This is a genomic window from Pseudomonas sp. Sample_14 (assembly GCF_004307515.1).
GTDB lineage: Bacteria > Pseudomonadota > Gammaproteobacteria > Pseudomonadales > Pseudomonadaceae > Aquipseudomonas > Aquipseudomonas atacamensis.
Genome location: NZ_RCOC01000059.1, coordinates 67,313 through 84,388 on the forward strand (window position 1 = coordinate 67,313; position 17,076 = coordinate 84,388).

General features: G+C 60.1%; 14 protein-coding genes. 2 read left to right on the top strand and 12 right to left on the bottom strand.

Features of this window, described 5'->3' with window-relative positions; genetic code table 11:
* Nucleotides 1–4 precede the first annotated feature (4 nt).
* Nucleotides 5–766, top strand: coding sequence for a uroporphyrinogen-III C-methyltransferase (cobA, locus tag D8U61_RS13710; RefSeq protein ID WP_130927113.1), 762 nt, complete (start codon nt 5–7; stop codon nt 764–766).
* A 102-nt stretch (nt 767–868) separates the two neighbouring features.
* Here cobA and D8U61_RS13715 read toward each other — a convergent pair whose 3' ends face one another.
* The 8 genes from D8U61_RS13715 to ppsA form a co-directional block, all read right to left on the bottom strand.
* A complete protein-coding gene (locus tag D8U61_RS13715; RefSeq protein WP_016773833.1) occupies nt 869–1,903 on the bottom strand; it encodes an OmpA family protein in 1,035 nt (344 codons plus the stop codon).
* A gap of 107 nt (nt 1,904–2,010) precedes the next feature.
* Entirely contained in the window at nt 2,011–2,601 is a 591-nt protein-coding gene (gene sigX / locus D8U61_RS13720; RefSeq protein WP_016773832.1) for an RNA polymerase sigma factor SigX, read from the bottom strand.
* A gap of 90 nt (nt 2,602–2,691) precedes the next feature.
* Nucleotides 2,692–3,516, bottom strand: a complete 825-nt coding sequence (locus tag D8U61_RS13725) for a mechanosensitive ion channel domain-containing protein (protein ID WP_016773831.1) — start codon at nt 3,514–3,516, stop codon at nt 2,692–2,694.
* Between the two features lie 2 nt (nt 3,517–3,518).
* The gene (locus tag D8U61_RS13730; protein WP_003223293.1) at nt 3,519–3,767 is read right to left on the bottom strand and encodes a hypothetical protein; all 249 of its coding nucleotides are present in this window, start codon (nt 3,765–3,767) and stop codon (nt 3,519–3,521) included.
* Nucleotides 3,768–3,830: 63 nt separating this feature from the next.
* Nucleotides 3,831–4,826 (bottom strand): zinc transporter ZntB, encoded by a 996-nt coding sequence (locus D8U61_RS13735; protein ID WP_130887697.1) that lies wholly within the window; start codon nt 4,824–4,826, stop codon nt 3,831–3,833.
* 21 nt (nt 4,827–4,847) lie between these two features.
* A complete protein-coding gene (gene rraA, locus D8U61_RS13740) occupies nt 4,848–5,339 on the bottom strand; it encodes a ribonuclease E activity regulator RraA (protein WP_130927114.1) in 492 nt (163 codons plus the stop codon).
* A gap of 210 nt (nt 5,340–5,549) precedes the next feature.
* Nucleotides 5,550–6,539, bottom strand: coding sequence for an alpha/beta fold hydrolase (locus D8U61_RS13745; protein ID WP_130927115.1), 990 nt, complete (start codon nt 6,537–6,539; stop codon nt 5,550–5,552).
* A 98-nt stretch (nt 6,540–6,637) separates the two neighbouring features.
* Nucleotides 6,638–9,007 (bottom strand): phosphoenolpyruvate synthase, encoded by a 2,370-nt coding sequence (gene ppsA / locus D8U61_RS13750; protein ID WP_051600403.1) that lies wholly within the window; start codon nt 9,005–9,007, stop codon nt 6,638–6,640.
* 174 nt (nt 9,008–9,181) lie between these two features.
* On the opposite strand from ppsA, the gene D8U61_RS13755 reads away from it, so the two are divergent.
* Entirely contained in the window at nt 9,182–10,000 is an 819-nt protein-coding gene (locus D8U61_RS13755; RefSeq protein WP_016773826.1) for a pyruvate, water dikinase regulatory protein, read from the top strand.
* A gap of 133 nt (nt 10,001–10,133) precedes the next feature.
* Here D8U61_RS13755 and prpD read toward each other — a convergent pair whose 3' ends face one another.
* The 4 genes from prpD to prpC all read right to left on the bottom strand — a co-directional run bounded on the left by prpD (nt 10,134) and on the right by prpC (nt 17,074).
* Complete coding sequence (gene prpD, locus D8U61_RS13760; protein ID WP_130927116.1) at nt 10,134–11,618, bottom strand: 2-methylcitrate dehydratase; 1,485 nt, start codon at nt 11,616–11,618, stop codon at nt 10,134–10,136.
* A gap of 292 nt (nt 11,619–11,910) precedes the next feature.
* The gene (gene prpF / locus D8U61_RS13765; protein WP_125927622.1) at nt 11,911–13,101 is read right to left on the bottom strand and encodes a 2-methylaconitate cis-trans isomerase PrpF; all 1,191 of its coding nucleotides are present in this window, start codon (nt 13,099–13,101) and stop codon (nt 11,911–11,913) included.
* Nucleotides 13,102–13,153: 52 nt separating this feature from the next.
* Nucleotides 13,154–15,748: a Fe/S-dependent 2-methylisocitrate dehydratase AcnD gene (gene acnD, locus D8U61_RS13770; protein WP_130927117.1), complete on the bottom strand. Its 2,595-nt coding sequence runs from the start codon at nt 15,746–15,748 to the stop codon at nt 13,154–13,156.
* A 198-nt stretch (nt 15,749–15,946) separates the two neighbouring features.
* Nucleotides 15,947–17,074, bottom strand: a complete 1,128-nt coding sequence (prpC, locus tag D8U61_RS13775) for a 2-methylcitrate synthase (RefSeq protein WP_125927624.1) — start codon at nt 17,072–17,074, stop codon at nt 15,947–15,949.
* Between the last annotated feature and the right edge of the window lie 2 nt (nt 17,075–17,076).

The window sequence follows — 17,076 nt, forward strand, 5'->3', positions numbered from 1 at the left end:
CACCATGAATGCGAAAGTCTGGCTGGTGGGCGCAGGCCCTGGCAATCCGGAGTTGCTGACGCTCAAAGCGGTGCGCGCGTTGCGTGAGGCCGATGTGGTGATGATCGATGATCTGGTCAACGACGCGGTGCTGGAGCACTGCCCGGCTGCGCGGGTGATCCCAGTGGGCAAACGCGGCGGCTGCCGTTCGACGCCACAGGCATTCATCCATCGGCTGATGCTGCGTTACGCACGCCAGGGCAAATGCGTGGTGCGCCTGAAGGGCGGCGATCCGTGCATTTTCGGCCGCGGTGGCGAAGAAGCGCAGTGGTTGCGCCAGCGCGGGGTTGAAGTGGAATTGGTCAATGGCATCACCGCCGGTCTGGCCGGGGCGACCCAGTGCGATATTCCGCTGACGTTGCGGGGCGTGGCGCGCGGAGTAACGTTGGTGACTGCGCATACCCAGGATGACAGCCAGTTGAACTGGCAGGCGCTGGCGCAAGGCGGGACGACGCTGGTGGTTTACATGGGCGTGGCCAAGCTGGGCGAGATTCGTGATCATCTGCTGGCCGGAGGGATGGCGGCGGATACGCCGGTGGCGATGATCGAAAACGCCTCTTTGGCGCATCAGCGTGAATGTCGCAGTGATCTGAGTGCGATGGCTGAGGATGCCTCGGCGTTTGAATTGAAAAGCCCGGCGATTCTGGTGATTGGTGCGGTGGCGGCTGTCGTGGAAGAGCAAAAGATCGCAGCCTTCGGCAGCTCCTACAGGACACATATGATCTGAATGTAGGAGCTGCCGCAGGCTGCGATCTTTCAAGATTCGAAGCCAAATCGCAGACAAAGAAAAGCCCGGCCTGAGCCGGGCTTTTCCATCAGCGGCAGCTAATTACTTAGCTTGAGCTTCAACCTGCGCTTCTACGCGACGGTTTACAGCGCGGCCAGCGTCAGTTTTGTTGTCAGCAACTGGGCGGGATTCGCCGTAGCCAACAGACTGAACGCGGGACGATTCAACACCGTACTGGTTGGTCAGAACTTGCTTAACGGCGTTTGCACGACGCTCGGACAGTTTCTGGTTGTAAGCGTCAGGACCGACGGAGTCAGTGTGACCTTCAACAGTAGTGGTGGTGGATGGGTACTGCTTCATGAAGTCAGCCAGGTTCTTGATGTCGCCGTAGCTGTTTGGCTTGACTACCGACTTGTCGAAGTCGAATTTCACGTCCAGCTCAACACGAACAACTTCAGCAACTGCTGGGCAGCCATCAGCGTCAACGGTTACGTTGGCTGGGGTGTCCGGGCACTTGTCAACGTTGTCGCAAACGCCATCGTTGTCGCTGTCGGAGCAGACTTCAGCAGGTGCTGGAACTGGAGCAGCAGCTGGCTTGGAGCCGCCACCGAAGTTCACACCGATACCGACGCTAGGAGCCCACTCGGTGTCGCCCTGGTCGATGTTGTACTGAGCTTCAACGCCGGCACGGGCGTAGAAGTTCTCGGTGAAGTACAGCTTGGCACCGCCGCCAACGTTGGCGAAGGTGGAACGGTTACGACCGTTCGAACCGTTCTGGTCGATGCTCTGGTCAGAGAAACCGGCCGAAACGTATGGACGAATCATGTCGCCTGGGTTGTTGAAGTGGTACAGAGCGTCCAGAGCGGTGTTAGCGCCTTTGACGTTCTTGCCATCGTCGGCACGTACGTTGTGCACTTCGTCGTAGCCCAGACGCAGTTCAACGTCGTCGGTCAGGAAGTAACCGATCGAACCGCCGAACAGGTTGCCGTTGTTCTTGAAGTTACGAGCGCTGTCGAATTGTTCTTTCTTAGCGAAGCCTTCGATTTCAACTGCGCCTTGGCCTTGTGCCAGAGCGCCGAACGAAGTGGCGGCAATCAGAGAACCAATGGCCAAGCCCAAGGTGTTTTTCAGTTTCATCCGTTAAATCCCCATCTGGTGATTGTGAAGCAGTCCCGCAAACCGGGGGACAACTCGGCGGCAAGTCTATCAGAACTTGCCTACACGTAAGAGATATTTGCGCTGAACTAAGTTTCAGCAATGCCTGCAAATTTCTCACGCAATTTATCTAGAGCGCGTTTGTAACGCATTTTTGTCGCACTCAAACCCATGTGCATGATGTCTGCGATCTCCTGAAACTCCAGCTCTGCGACAAATCGTAGCACCAGAATTTCGCGGTCAATCGGATTCACATACACCAGCCAGCGATCAAGCCCACCCTTCTCCTCCGGCTTCGGCGCCTTTTCTTCAGACGCTTCTTCAAGAGGGTCCAGACTGAGAGCGTCCATCAAGCGACGCTTACGCCGTTCCTTCCGATACTGCGTGATGCATTCGTTGTAAGTGATGCTGTAAAGCCAGGTTTTGAACTTCGATTTCCCCTCGAAGTTCTTCAGGCCGTACAGCACCTTCAGCATCACTTCCTGACAGACATCGTCTGCGTCGCGATCGTTCCCAAGATATCTCGCGCAGACGTTAAATAATGTTCGCTGGTAACGCCGCATCAACTCTTCGTAGGCGCGCGTTACGTGAAACAGCTCGGTATGCGAGCGCGCGACCAACTCCTCATCAGAGAGCTCGCGGGGGTCGTAGCGCGTGGATAGCGGTTGGGCTTTATTCAAAACAAGTCGTGCCGACAGTCAGGTCAATGTCCGCCACAACCAGCCTCGGCTGGCATTTTGCGGCGGCATACATTAGCAGGGTTTGCCGGTTTAGCGGCTACTCACATGCTGTTCCAGCAGGATCCGATTGGAGAGAGAGACTAGCTCACCCTCATCGGTCAGCAATGTGGTTTTAACCGTGCCGATCTCTTCGATCTGGCCTTCGACCTCGCCAACACGCACTTGTTGCCCAACCTCGTACAGCTCACGCACATAGATTCCCGCAAGAATCTGACCGGCAATTTCCCGGCTTCCCAACCCCATGGCCAGCGCAACTGCCAGACCAACGGTAATCAATACGATAACAATCACATGGTTCAGCAGGTCGGTCTTGACCTCGAGCTGGCTGATCGCCACCGAGATGCTGATGATGATCACCAGCCCCTGCGCGATCCGCCCCAACCCGGAAGCGTAGTCCAGGCCTACGCCTTCTGCTGCGCCGCGCACCAGCCCGTTGGCCAGTTGCGCCAGCAGGACACCGACCAGCAGCACCAGCGCGGCGCCGAATACTTTCGGCAGATACAACGCCAGCATGTCCAGCGTAGCTGAAACTCGCTCAAGGCCAAGGGATTCTGCCGCAGATACCAGAAAAATCAGCAGAACGAACCAGTAGACGATTTTACCGATCAGCGTCGAGATCGGCACCTGCAGCCCGGCACGCGACATCAGCTTGGTCAGCCCGGTGCCGCCCATCAGGCGATCGAGGCCCAGTTTTGCGAGCAATTTGGAGAGCAAGGTGTCGAGCAGCTTGGCCACGACGAAACCCAACAGCAGCACAACCAGTGCGCCGAACAGGTTCGGAATGAAGTTAGCGACTTTGGTCCACAACGCAGTCATTGCAGTGACGAGGCTCTGAGTCCAGAGATCAAGTTCCATATTCAATCAGCCTTATCAGCAGTGCGAGCGGTAGTTTTACGAAGACGGGAAACCGGCGAGACATGCGCCGAGCCATTGTTCAGGGCAATCATCAGCGCGGGCAGCCAGCGGCCCAGCAGGCTGAACAGATCACCGGCGCCGACCTGGCGGTTGGCGGTTTTGAGTACGCGGCCCAGGCAGGCATCGTCGTCGCGGCTGGACGGTGAAGCGTTGAGCATGTCGCGCAAAGACTGTTCAAACGGATCGTGCATACGCACCTCTCGTGATGTCTGTGAAAGACGCGGGCAGATTTACTCGGGTCACATGCGCCATGTTCACACCCAGCGCAATCGACGGAACAACCACCACTGGCCGAATGCCAGGGCGAGCACCGTCAGACAGGCGATCAGGAAGCCATACGGGCTTTCGGCGAACGGAATACCGCCGACATTTATCCCGAGCAGACCGGTGATGAAACTCATCGGTAAAAAGATGCAGGTAATGATGCCGAAGCGATACATGGTGCGGTTCATGTGCACGCTCAGACGCCGGTCTTCGGCCTCCAGCACCAGCCCCACGCGCTCTCGGGTCAATTCGAGCTCTTCCAGATAACGGGTCAGGCTGTTGTTCAATTCGTTCCAGTAGTCGGCGTCGTCTTCGACGAACCACGGTAGTTTGATCCGCGTCAGCTGTCCGAAAATATCCCGCTGTGGGGCGAGAAAACGCTTCAGCCCGGCCGCTCTGCGACGGATGTGCAAAATCGCCCCATGCTCGGGTGTATACCGTTCGTCGGCGTCGAGCTTTTCTTCTTCCTCATCGACCACTTCCGACAGGCATGTGACCAGATCCTGCACTTTGTTGGTGAGGAACTGCGCCAGATACAGCATCAATTCCGAGGAAGTTCTTGGCCCTTTGCCCTCACCCAGCAGCGCCAGCAACTCATCCGTAGCGCGCAACGGACGCAAGCGCAGGGAAATCACTCGCTGAGCCGAGGCGAAAATCCGCACCGAGACCATGTCTTCCGGCTCGGCGCCGGGATTGAGATTGACCCCGCGCAGAAACAGCAACAGCTCGGAGTCGGGCAATGGCAACAGACGCGGGCGGGTATTCTCTTCCAGCAATAGATCGCAGGTGAATTCATTGAGCCCGCTGGATTTGCGCAGCCAGGTCTGGGTCTGCGGATGGCTGCGATCCCAGTGCAGCCACAGGCTTTCATGGGCCAGCAGCTGCAAATCGTCGAGCTCAGTCCGGGCTATCGAACGCGCACCGCCCTTGCCGTCCAGCACCAGGGCATGCACCAGCCCCCATTGCGCGTTTTCTTCCTCGAACATCCGCATCCCTTGTCGAAAAGCTTATTCAGGCATTTTCAGCGGGCTCGGCGAAACGATCACGCCGTTGTTGTCCGCATAAATGTACTGGCCTGGGTGGAACGTCACGCCGGCGAAAGTCACCGGGACGTTGAGGTCGCCAATGCCGCGCTTGTCGGTTTTCATCGGATGGCTGGCCAGCGCCTGCACGCCGAGATCGGTCTGGGCGATGACGTCGACGTCACGGATGCAACCGTAGATCACCAGCCCTTCCCAGCCATTCTGCGCAGCCTTGGCGGCGATCATGTCGCCCAGCAGGGCGCGGCGCAGCGAACCGCCGCCATCGACCACCAGCACTTTGCCTTTGCCGCTGAGTTCGGCCTGCTCCTTGACCAGCGAATTGTCTTCGAAGCATTTGATGGTCACGATTTCGCCGCCGAAGGAATCCCGGCCGCCGAAATTGCTGAACATCGGTTCCAGCACCTGCACCAGCTCCGGGTAGGCGTCGCACAGGTCAGGCGTAAGGTAATGTTCCATCGAAAAACTCCTGTAACAAGGAAGACGATCAAGGATGCCGCATTCTGATGAGACGAGTTCCGGCGGTCGCTGTTTACCTTAGTCCATGCCATGGTCGCTGACGCAACCTGAACAAACCCTGAAACGTAATAGCTAAACAGTCACGAAATATGACCAGAACCGCACAATGCGTCATATCTTAGCCGCAAGCCAGGCTGAACGGAACGCCCCTCACACTGCAGCGGCCAGATCGGTCGTCTGCGCCAGCAATGGCGTCTGCTGATCGTTCAACCAGCGCGCCACCAGCGGCCATACCTCAGTCTGCGCTGCTTTGCTCACCAACATCTCGACATGACCGAAATTATCCGAGAAGCCCTGCTCGCGGCCCAGATTGATGAACTGCTTGCGTTCAGAGCCGATCTGCTCGAACAGCTTGCGGCAGGCCCACGCCGGATCCTGATGATCACCCGCTGCCGTCACAGCCAACACCGGCACCTGCACCTCGGCAAGCCCGGCCCACCAATCCTTGTCCTTGTCGCCGAAGCGGCCGAACAAGCCGTACCAGCGCATGCTTTCGATGGCCAGGCCGATCGGCTCGTCTTCCGGGCCGCGTTTGAGGCGTGAGCCGGACAACTGCGCGAAACGCTTGAGAATAAAGCGCCCGCCCCACTCCACCGGTGGGATTTTCAACGGCCAGTAGGTGCGGCTGACCTGGGTGCCGAAAAACGCCGCCGAGGCCACGGCCGGTTCGCCAAGGTATTCGCCGCCGAGCGCTGCTGCCAGGGTGATGCCGCCCAGCGAATGGCCGATCCAGTGCGGGATCTGTCCGCTCTGCTCACGCACGAAAGCGGCAATCGCCGGCAGATCGTAGCGGGCGTAGTCGGCCACACGATTGCGCCGATAGTCTTCGTTGCGCTGAGACAGGCCGTGACCGCGCATTTCCGGGATCCACACGTCGAAGCCCAGCCGCGTCAGATACGCGCCGAGCCCGAGGCCTTTGGGGGAAAACCAGAAGCGCCGATTGGAAAAGCTGCCGTGCAACAGAATCACCGGCACGCCGCGTGGCGCCGTGTCATCGGCCATGCCCAAGCGGGTGACGGCGATCTCCACGGACCAGTCCGGGCTGTTGCCGGGTTTCAATCGATAGACGTCTTCGCTCAGATCGCCGCGCCGCTCGGCGCTGATCAGCGCGACAGGAAACAGGTTGCTGCTGCTTTGCATAATGCTCTTGCACAAAAAAGGGCGGCATCCGCTGGAGCCCGCCCTACTTAAATCTCAAGGCCCGCTCCCACATGGGGCGCGGGCCAATTACATACTGATCAAGCCTGGCCTTCGGCGAGGAAGAACCAGGTTTCCAGCACGGTGTCCGGGTTCAGCGACACGCTTTCGATGCCCTGTTCCATCAGCCACTTGGCCAGATCCGGGTGGTCCGAAGGACCCTGACCGCAGATGCCGATGTACTTGCCGGCCTTGTTGCAGGCCTGAATGGCGTTGGCCAACAGCTTCTTCACCGCCGGATTCCGCTCGTCGAACAGGTGCGCGATGATCCCCGAATCGCGGTCCAGACCCAAAGTCAGTTGGGTCAGGTCGTTGGAGCCGATCGAGAAGCCGTCGAAGAATTCGAGGAATTCCTCGGCCAGAATCGCGTTGGATGGCAGTTCGCACATCATGATCACGCGCAGACCGTTCTCGCCGCGCTTCAAGCCGTTCTCGGCGAGCAGATCGACCACCTGGCTGGCTTCGCCCAGAGTACGGACGAACGGCACCATGATTTCCACGTTGGTCAGGCCCATCTCGTTGCGCACGCGTTTCAGCGCGCGGCATTCGAGCTCGAAGCAATCGCGGAACGATTCGCTGATGTAACGCGAAGCACCACGGAAGCCCAGCATCGGGTTTTCTTCTTCCGGCTCATAGAGCTTGCCGCCGATCAGGTTGGCGTATTCGTTGGACTTGAAGTCCGACAGACGCACGATGACTTTTTTCGGCGTGAACGCTGCAGCCAGGGTGCTGATGCCTTCCACCAGTTTGTCGACGTAGAAGTCGACCGGGTCGCTGTAACCGGCAATACGCTTGTCGACGCTGTCCTTGATTTCCTGCGGCAGGCCGTCGTAGTTCAACAGCGCTTTCGGGTGCACGCCGATCATGCGGTTAATGATGAATTCCAGCCGCGCAAGACCAACGCCGGCGTTCGGCAATTGGGCGAAGTCGAAGGCGCGGTCCGGGTTGCCGACGTTCATCATGATCTTGAATGGCAGCTCCGGCATGGCGTCGACGGAGTTCTTCTTGATGTCGAAGCCCAGTTCGCCTTCGAAAATGTAGCCGGTGTCGCCTTCGGCGCAGGATACGGTCACGCCCTGGCCATCCTTCAGCAGCTGGGTGGCGTTGCCGCAACCGACCACTGCCGGGATGCCCAGCTCCCGGGCGATGATCGCCGCGTGGCAGGTACGCCCGCCACGGTTGGTGACGATGGCGCTGGCGCGCTTCATCACTGGTTCCCAGTCCGGGTCGGTCATGTCGGATACCAGAACGTCGCCCGGCTGGACTTTGTCCATCTCCGAGACGTCTTTGATGATGCGTACTTTGCCGGCGCCGATGCGCTGGCCGATCGCCCGACCTTCCACCAGCACGGTGCCGGTTTCCTTGAGCAGGTAACGTTCCATCACGTTGGCCTGGGTGCGGCTTTTCACGGTTTCCGGACGCGCCTGCACGATGTACAGCTTGCCGTCGTCACCGTCCTTGGCCCACTCGATGTCCATCGGGCAGCCGTAGTGCTTCTCGATGATCATCGCCTGCTTGGCCAGCTCGCTGACTTCGGCGTCGGTCAGGCAGAAACGCGCGCGCTCGGCCTTGTCGACATCGACGGTCTTGACCGAACGACCGGCCTTGGCCTCGTCGCCGTAGATCATCTTGATGGCTTTGCTGCCCAGGTTGCGGCGCAGGATGGCCGGACGACCGGCTTCCAGGGTGCCTTTGTGTACGTAGAACTCATCCGGGTTGACCGCGCCTTGTACGACGGTTTCGCCCAGGCCATAAGCGCCGGTGATGAACACCACGTCACGGAAACCCGATTCGGTATCGAGGGTGAACATTACGCCGGCGGTGCCGGTTTCCGAACGCACCATGCGCTGCACGCCAGCCGACAGGGCGACCAGTTTGTGGTCGAAGCCCTGGTGCACGCGGTAGGAAATCGCACGGTCGTTGAACAGCGAAGCGAACACCTCTTTGGCGGCGCGGATAACGTTTTCCACACCACGGATGTTCAGGAAGGTTTCCTGCTGACCGGCGAAGGACGCGTCCGGCAGGTCTTCGGCGGTGGCGGAAGAACGTACGGCCACGGCCACGTCAGGATTGCCGGCCGACAGCGCGGCGAACGCGGTGCGGATCTCGGTGTTGAGCTTTTCAGGGAATTCGGCGTCCATGATCCATTGACGGATCTGCGCACCGGTCTTGGCCAGGGCATTGACGTCGTCGACGTCGAGCGCGTCGAGGGCCTTGTGGATCTGATCGTTCAGGCCGCTCAGTTCGAGGAAGTCACGATAGGCCTGAGCCGTCGTGGCGAAGCCGCCGGGGACCGAAACACCGGCGCCTGCCAGGTTACTGATCATCTCGCCCAGGGATGCGTTCTTGCCCCCCACATGCTCAACATCGTGTTTGCCGAGCTTATCGAGGGAAACTACGTACTCTACCAAGGTGATCTCTCCACTAACTGTGTTGGAAAAGCTCAGAAACCGGCGGCCCGGGGGAGCCTTGGCCGGTTGTATGGCCTGGACCTGGAAAATAAGTGAGAATGCGGGCCAATGGCGGCCAGCAAATCGCGCCTATCATATCCAGAAATGCTCATCAGCTTAAGGCCCAAGGTGCAAATGAAACGATCTGCTTTCTTCATCTCCGATGGCACCGGCATTACCGCCGAAACCCTGGGTCAAAGCCTGCTGGCGCAGTTCGAAAACATTACCTTCAGCAAATTCACGCGGCCCTACATCGACAGCGTGGAAAAAGCGCGGGCCATGGTACAACAAATCAACAAAGCCGCTGAAACCGACGGCTTTCGCCCGATCATCTTCGACACCATCGTCAATCAGGACATCCGTGAGATTCTCGCAACGTCCAATGGTTTCATGATCGACATTTTCTCGACCTTCCTCGCGCCGCTCGAACAGGAGCTCACCGAGCATTCTTCCTACACCGTCGGCAAATCCCATTCGATCGGGCACAACTCCAATTACATGGAGCGCATCGAGGCGGTGAACTTCGCCCTCGACAACGATGACGGCGCGCGCACCCACTATTACGACAAAGCCGATCTGATACTAGTGGGCGTGTCGCGATGCGGCAAAACGCCGACGTGTCTGTATATGGCCATGCAGTTCGGCATCCGCGCGGCCAACTATCCGCTGACCGAAGACGACATGGAACGCCTGACCCTGCCGACCGCCCTGCGCGCCCATCAGCACAAGCTGTTCGGCCTGACCATCGACCCCGACCGCCTGACCGCGATCCGCAATGAGCGCAAGCCCAACAGCCGTTATTCGAGCTACGCCCAGTGCGAATTCGAAGTGCGCGAAGTGGAGAACCTGTTCCGCCGCGAGAACATTCCGCATATCAATTCCACGCATTTCTCGGTGGAAGAGATTTCGGCGAAGATTCTCGTGGAGAAAGGCGTTGAGCGGCGGTTCAAGTAGGTTTGCGGTGCCTGATCTGACGCTATCGCGGGCAAGCCCGCTCCCACAGGTTCTGAAGGCGTTCACAATTTCTGTGTTCATCACCATTCCCTGTGGGAGCGAGCTTGCTCGCGAAGAACGATAACGCGGTCTGTCAGAGCACAAACAGATCGATGAATCGATTCACCGCTGTGGCTTCCAGCCGCGCCTGATCCTCGCACAGCGCAAATATCTCAGCGCAACGCTGCCCGGCAAACCGCGTGGCCAGGTTGGCCTTGAACTTGTCCTCCAGCAACGGAATGCCTTCGGCGCGGCGGCGGCGATGGCCGATCGGGTACTCCACCACGACGTTGTCGGTGCTGCTGCCGTCCTTGAAAAACACCTGCACGGCATTGGCAATCGAGCGTTTGTCAGGCTCAAGGTATTCGCGGGTGAAGCGCGGTTCTTCGACAATCACCATTTTTTCTCGCAGCACATCGATGATCGGATGCGCCTTGTGGAAGTCGTCTTCGTAGTGCTCAGCCACCAGATTGCCGAATGCCAGCGGCACGGCGGTCATGTATTGCAGGCAGTGGTCGCGGTCGGCGGCATTGGCCAGCGGGCCGACCTTGGAAATGATGCGGATCGCCGATTCATGGGTGGTGATGACGATGCGGTCGATCTCATGCAGGCGATTGCGAACCAGCGGATGCAAGGTCACCGCCGCCTCGCACGCCGTCTGCGCATGGAATTCGGCGGGGAAACTGATCTTGAACAGCACGTTTTCCATCACGTAACTGCCGAACGGCCGGGAAAAGCTGAAAGCGCGCTTGTCCTCGGGCTTGAGCGCCAGATCATTGTTGGTGTGGCTGAACGAAACGTCATAGAAGCCCCACTGCTTCGCGCTCAAAACGCCGGGAATGCCCATCTCACCGCGCATGGCGATGTCGGCCAGGCGCACGCCGCGACTCGCCGCATCCCCCGCCGCCCAGGATTTGCGTGAGCCGGCGTTTGGCGCATGGCGATAGGTGCGCAGCGCCTGACCGTCGGCGAAGGCGTGGGACAGCGCCGACAGCAGCTGCTCGCGATTGGCGCCCATCAGTCGGGCGCTGACGGCGGTCGAGGCGACTTTCACCAGAATGACGTGATCCAGTCCTACCCGGTTAAAGGAGTTTTCCAGAGCGATCACGCCTTGAATCTCGTGGGCAATGATCATTGCTTCCAGCACATCGCGAACCGTCAGCGGCGCCTCACCGTTGGCGATGCGTTTCTGTGACAGGTGATCAGCAACGGCGAGGATGGCACCGAGGTTGTCCGATGGATGGCCCCATTCGGCGGCAAGCCAGGTGTCGTTGTAGTCCAGCCAGCGGACTATGCAGCCGATGTCCCAGGCGGCTTTGACCGGATCGAGGCGATAAGGGGTACTTGGCACTCGTGCACCGAACGGTACAACCGTGCCTTCGACAATCGGGCCGAGGTGCTTCGTGCATTCGGGGAAACGCAGGGCCAGCAGACCACAGCCCAGCGTGTCGATCAGGCAATTGCGCGCGGTGTTCAGCGCCTCGGCGGATTCGGGCTTGAAGGTGAGGACGTAGTCGGCGATGTCCTGCAGGACTGCGTCGTAATCGGGGCGGTTGTTCAGGTCGACGTTGGCGCTCACGGTGGTTCTCCTGTTCGGGGAAATGAGTGGTTGGGTCTTCCTCAAGGGCTTGGCTGGTTTATGGTTCGTGGTGTCTGGTTTCTTTGTGTTGTGTCAGAGGGTAGCCCCTCACCCTAGCCCTCTCCCGAGGGAGAGGGGACCGATTGGGGGATGCCGTGGAGGTTCACCGACCTGAAAGTCCATCGCTGAATCCATAATCGTCTCGATCTCTCAGGTCGATGTACCTCGCAAGACACCTCGGTCAGCCCCCTCTCCCTCAGGGAGAGGGCTGGGGTGAGGGTAAAATGTCGAGTCAGAACGAGTCAGCAGGCACGCGGACGTAACCTTCCATGAGCACCCGCGCACTGCGGCTCATGATGGCTTTCTTCACCACCCATTCGCCGTTCTCCAGCGTCGCCTCAGCGCCCACGCGCAAAGTCCCGGACGGATGGCCGAAACGCACGGCATTGCGTTCAACGCCACCAGCAGCAAGATTGACCAACGTGCCGGAAATCGCCGCCGCCGTGCCGATCGCCACTGCCGCCGTGCCCATCATTGCGTGGTGCAGTTTGCCCATCGACAACGCGCGCACCAGCAGATCGACGTCACCAGCGGCAATCGCTTTTCCACTCGACGCTACGTAATCCGCAGGCTTGGCGACGAATGCGACTTTCGGCGTGTGCTGACGCTTGGCGGCTTCTTCCAGATTGGCGATCAGGCCCATGCGCAACGCACCGTAAGCACGAATCGTCTCGAACATCAGCAGCGCTTTTGGATCGCCGTTGATCGCGCCTTGCAGTTCGGTGCCGGTGTAACCGATGTCTTCGGCGTTGACGAATATCGTCGGGATCCCGGCGTTGATCATGGTCGCCTTGAACGTGCCGACACCCGGAACCTCGAGCTCATCGACCAGATTGCCGGTGGGGAACATCGAGCCACCGCCGCCCTCTTCTTCCGCCGCCGGATCCATGAATTCGACCTGCACTTCGGCCGCCGGAAAGGTCACGCCGTCGAGTTCGAAATCACCGGTCTCCTGCACTTCGCCGTTGGTGATCGGCACGTGGGCGATGATGGTCTTGCCGATGTTGGCCTGCCACACGCGCACCACCGCCACACCGTTGTGCGGAATGCGGCTGGCGTCGACCAGACCGTTGCTGATGGCGAACGAACCGACCGCCGCCGAGAGATTGCCGCAGTTGCCGCTCCAGTCGACGAACGGCTTGTCGATCGACACCTGGCCGAACAGGTAATCGACGTCGTGATCGGCGCGGGTGCTTTTCGACAGGATCACGGTTTTGCTGGTGCTCGACGTCGCGCCGCCCATGCCGTCGATCTGCTTGTCGTAGGGATCGGGGCTGCCGATCACTCGCAGCAACAAAGCGTCGCGCGCCGGGCCTGGAACCTGCGCTGCTTCGGGCAGATCCTTGAGGCTGAAGAACACGCCTTTGCTGGTGCCGCCGCGCATGTAGGTGGCAGCGATTCTGATTTGTGGTGCGTGAGCCATGGTGCTCCTTACCGAAGGCATGGGACTTGAAATCCCATGCCCACACGTTGATTTAAACGGCTACCGCCGATCCTTCGAGGAAATCCTGTGCGAAGCGCTGCAACACGCCGCCGGCCTCGTAGATCGACACTTCTTCAGCGGTATCGAGACGGCAGGTCACCGGCACTTCGACGCGCTCGCCGTTCTTGCGATTGATCACCAGCGTCAGATCCGCGCGGGGTTTGCGTTCGCCGATCACGTCGTAGGTTTCGCTGCCGTCGATGGCCAGGGTGTGGCGGTTGGTGCCGGGTTTGAATTCCAGCGGCAACACGCCCATGCCCACCAGGTTGGTGCGGTGAATGCGCTCGAAACCTTCAGCGGCAATCGCCTCGACGCCGGCCAGGCGCACGCCTTTCGCCGCCCAGTCGCGGGACGAACCCTGACCGTAGTCAGCGCCAGCGATGATGATCAGCGGCTGCTTGCGCTGCATGTAGGTTTCGATGGCTTCCCACATGCGCATGACCTGGCCTTCCGGCTCGACACGCGCCAGCGAACCCTGTTTGACCTTGCCGTTTTCCACGACCATTTCGTTGAACAGTTTCGGGTTGGCGAACGTCGCGCGCTGTGCCGTCAGGTGGTCGCCACGGTGGGTGGCGTAGGAGTTGAAGTCCTCTTCCGGCAGGCCCATTTTCGCCAGGTATTCGCCGGCGGCGCTGTCGAGCATGATCGCGTTCGATGGCGACAGGTGATCAGTGGTGATGTTGTCCGGCAGCACCGCCAGCGGGCGCATGCCCTTCAGCGGACGGGCGCCGGCCAGCGCGCCTTCCCAGTACGGCGGACGGCGGATGTAGGTGCTCATCTCGCGCCAGTCGTACAGCGGCGCGACTTTCGGGCCGGTGTCTTCGTGCACGGCGAACATCGGGATATAGACCTGACGGAACTGCTCAGGCTTGACCGACGACTTCACCACCGCATCGATTTCTTGATCGCTCGGCCAGATGTCTTTCAAGCGAATTTCCTTGCCATCGACCACGCCCAGCACGTCTTTCTCGATATCGAAGCGGATGGTCCCGGCGATCGCGTAAGCAACCACCAGCGGCGGCGAGGCGAGGAATGCCTGTTTGGCGTACGGGTGAATGCGGCCGTCGAAGTTGCGGTTGCCGGAAAGCACAGCGGTCGCGTACAGATCGCGGTCGATGATCTCTTGCTGGATCAGCGGATCGAGGGCGCCGGACATGCCGTTGCAAGTGGTACAGGCAAACGCCACAACGCCGAAACCGAGCTGTTCAAGTTCAGTGGTCAGCCCCGCTTCATCGAGGTACAGCGCCACGGTTTTCGAGCCCGGCGCCAGCGAAGATTTGACCCACGGCTTGCGCGTCAGGCCGAGCTTGTTGGCATTGCGCGCCAACAGGCCAGCGGCGATGACGTTGCGCGGGTTGCTGGTGTTGGTGCAACTGGTGATGGCGGCGATGATCACCGCGCCATCGGGCATTTGCCCCGGTACGTCATCCCACTGGCCGGAGATGCCTTTGGCCGCCAGATCCGATACCGCAACGCGGGCGTGCGGGTTGCTCGGGCCGGCCATGTTGCGCACCACCGAGGACAAATCGAAGGTCAGGCCGCGCTCGTATTGCGCGCCTTTCAAGCTGTCAGCCCACAGGCCGGTGAGTTTGGCGTACTGCTCGACCAATTGAACCTGCTGGTCTTCACGACCGGTCAGTTTCAGGTAATCGATGGTCTGCTGATCGATGTAGAACATCGCCGCCGTGGCGCCGTATTCCGGGGCCATGTTGGAAATTGTGGCGCGGTCGCCGAGGGTCAGCGCTGCTGCACCTTCACCGAAGAACTCCAGCCACGCGCCAACGACTTTCTGCTTGCGCAGGTATTCGGTCAGGGCCAGGACCATGTCGGTGGCGGTGATGCCCGGTTGCAGCTTGCCGGTCAGTTCGACGCCAACGCTTTCCGGCAGGCGCATCCACGACGCGCGGCCGAGCATCACGCTCTCGGCTTCGAGGCCGCCAACGCCGATCGCGATCACACCGAGCGCATCGACGTGCGGCGTGTGGCTGTCGGTGCCGACGCAGGTGTCGGGGAACGCCACGCCTTCGCGCACCTGAATCACCGGGGACATTTTCTCCAGGTTGATCTGGTGCATGATGCCGTTGCCCGGCGGGATCACATCGACGTTCTTGAAGGCCTTTTTGGTCCAGTTGATGAAGTGGAAACGGTCTTCGTTGCGGCGATCTTCGATGGCGCGGTTCTTCTCGAAGGCCTGGGCATCGAAACCGCCCGCCTCGACGGCCAGCGAGTGGTCGACGATCAGTTGCGTCGGCACCACCGGGTTGACCTGCGCCGGGTCGCCGCCCTGCAAAGCGATGGCATCGCGCAGGCCAGCGAGGTCGACCAGCGCGGTCTGGCCGAGGATGTCATGGCAGACCACCCGCGCCGGGAACCACGGGAAATCGAGATCGCGTTTGCGTTCGATCAGTTGCTCGAGGGAATCGGTGAGCGTGGCCGGGTCGCAGCGACGCACGAGGTTTTCCGCGAGCACGCGGGAAGTGTACGGCAGGGTGTCGTAGCTGCCAGGCGCAATCGCCTCGACCGCCGCGCGGGTGTCGAAGTAATCCAGCGGCGTGCCGGGCAGGTTCTTGCGGAATTCTGTGTTCATCGGGTCAGGACTCGGGTCACGGTAATTTCAAAGGGTGAGGCCAGACACCTGAGTTGCACACCGTCCACTGTGGGAGCGAGCCTGCTCGCGAAAGCGATAGATCAGTCGACATCCTTGTTGGATGCCAGTCCGTCTTCGCGAGCAGGCTCGCTCCCACAGGGTCTAGCGGGGTTCTCTGGTTCCGGGTCAGCTCACCATTCAGCGACGTTCGATTGGCACGAACTTGCGCTGTTCGACGCCGGTGTATTCGGCGCTTGGGCGGATGATGCGGTTGTTGGCGCGTTGTTCGAACACGTGCGCGGCCCAGCCGGTCAGGCGCGAGCAGACGAAGATCGGCGTGAACAGCTTGGTCGGGATGCCCATGAAGTGGTACGCCGAGGCATGGTAGAAGTCGGCATTCGGGAACAGTTTCTTCTGCTCCCACATGGTCTTGTCGATGGCCTCGGAAACCGGGAACAGCACCTTGTCGCCGACCTCGTCCGCGAGTTTTTTCGCCCAGCCCTTGATCACCTCGTTGCGCGGGTCGCTGTCCTTATAGATCGCGTGGCCGAAGCCCATGATCTTGTCCTTGCGCTCGAGCATGCCGAGGGTGCCTTTGATCGCCTCTTCCGGCGACGAGAAGCGCTCGATCATTTCCATCGCCGCTTCGTTGGCGCCACCGTGCAACGGGCCACGCAGCGAACCGATCGCCGCCGTCACGCACGAGTACAGATCCGACAAAGTCGAGGCGCAAACCCGTGCGGTGAATGTTGAGGCATTGAATTCGTGTTCGGCGTAGAGGATCAGCGACACGTTCATCACTTTGACGTGCAGTTCGCTTGGCTTCTTGTCGTGCAGCAGGTGCAGGAAGTGGCCGCCGATGGTTGGCTCGTCGCTGACGCAGTCAATGCGCTTACCGTCGTGGCTGAAGCGATACCAGTAGCACATGATCGCCGGGAACGCGGCGAGCAGACGGTCGGTCTTGTCGCGCTGTTCGGAGAAGTCTTTCTCCGGTTCGATGTTGCCGAGGAATGAGCAACCGGTGCGCATGACGTCCATCGGGTGGGCGTCGGCGGGAATTCGTTCGAGCACTTCTTTCAAAGCTTGCGGCAGGTCGCGCAGCTTGCTCAGTTTGCTTTGATAGTCGGCCAGTTGCGCTGTTGTCGGCAGTTCGCCGTACAGCAGCAGATAGGCGACTTCTTCAAATTGCGCGTCGGCGGCCAGTTCACGCACGTCGTAGCCGCGATAGGTCAGCCCGGCTCCGGCCTGGCCCACGGTGGACAATGCGGTTTGCCCGGCAACCTGGCCACGGAGCCCGGCGCCACTGAGTACTTTTGCTTCGGCCATTG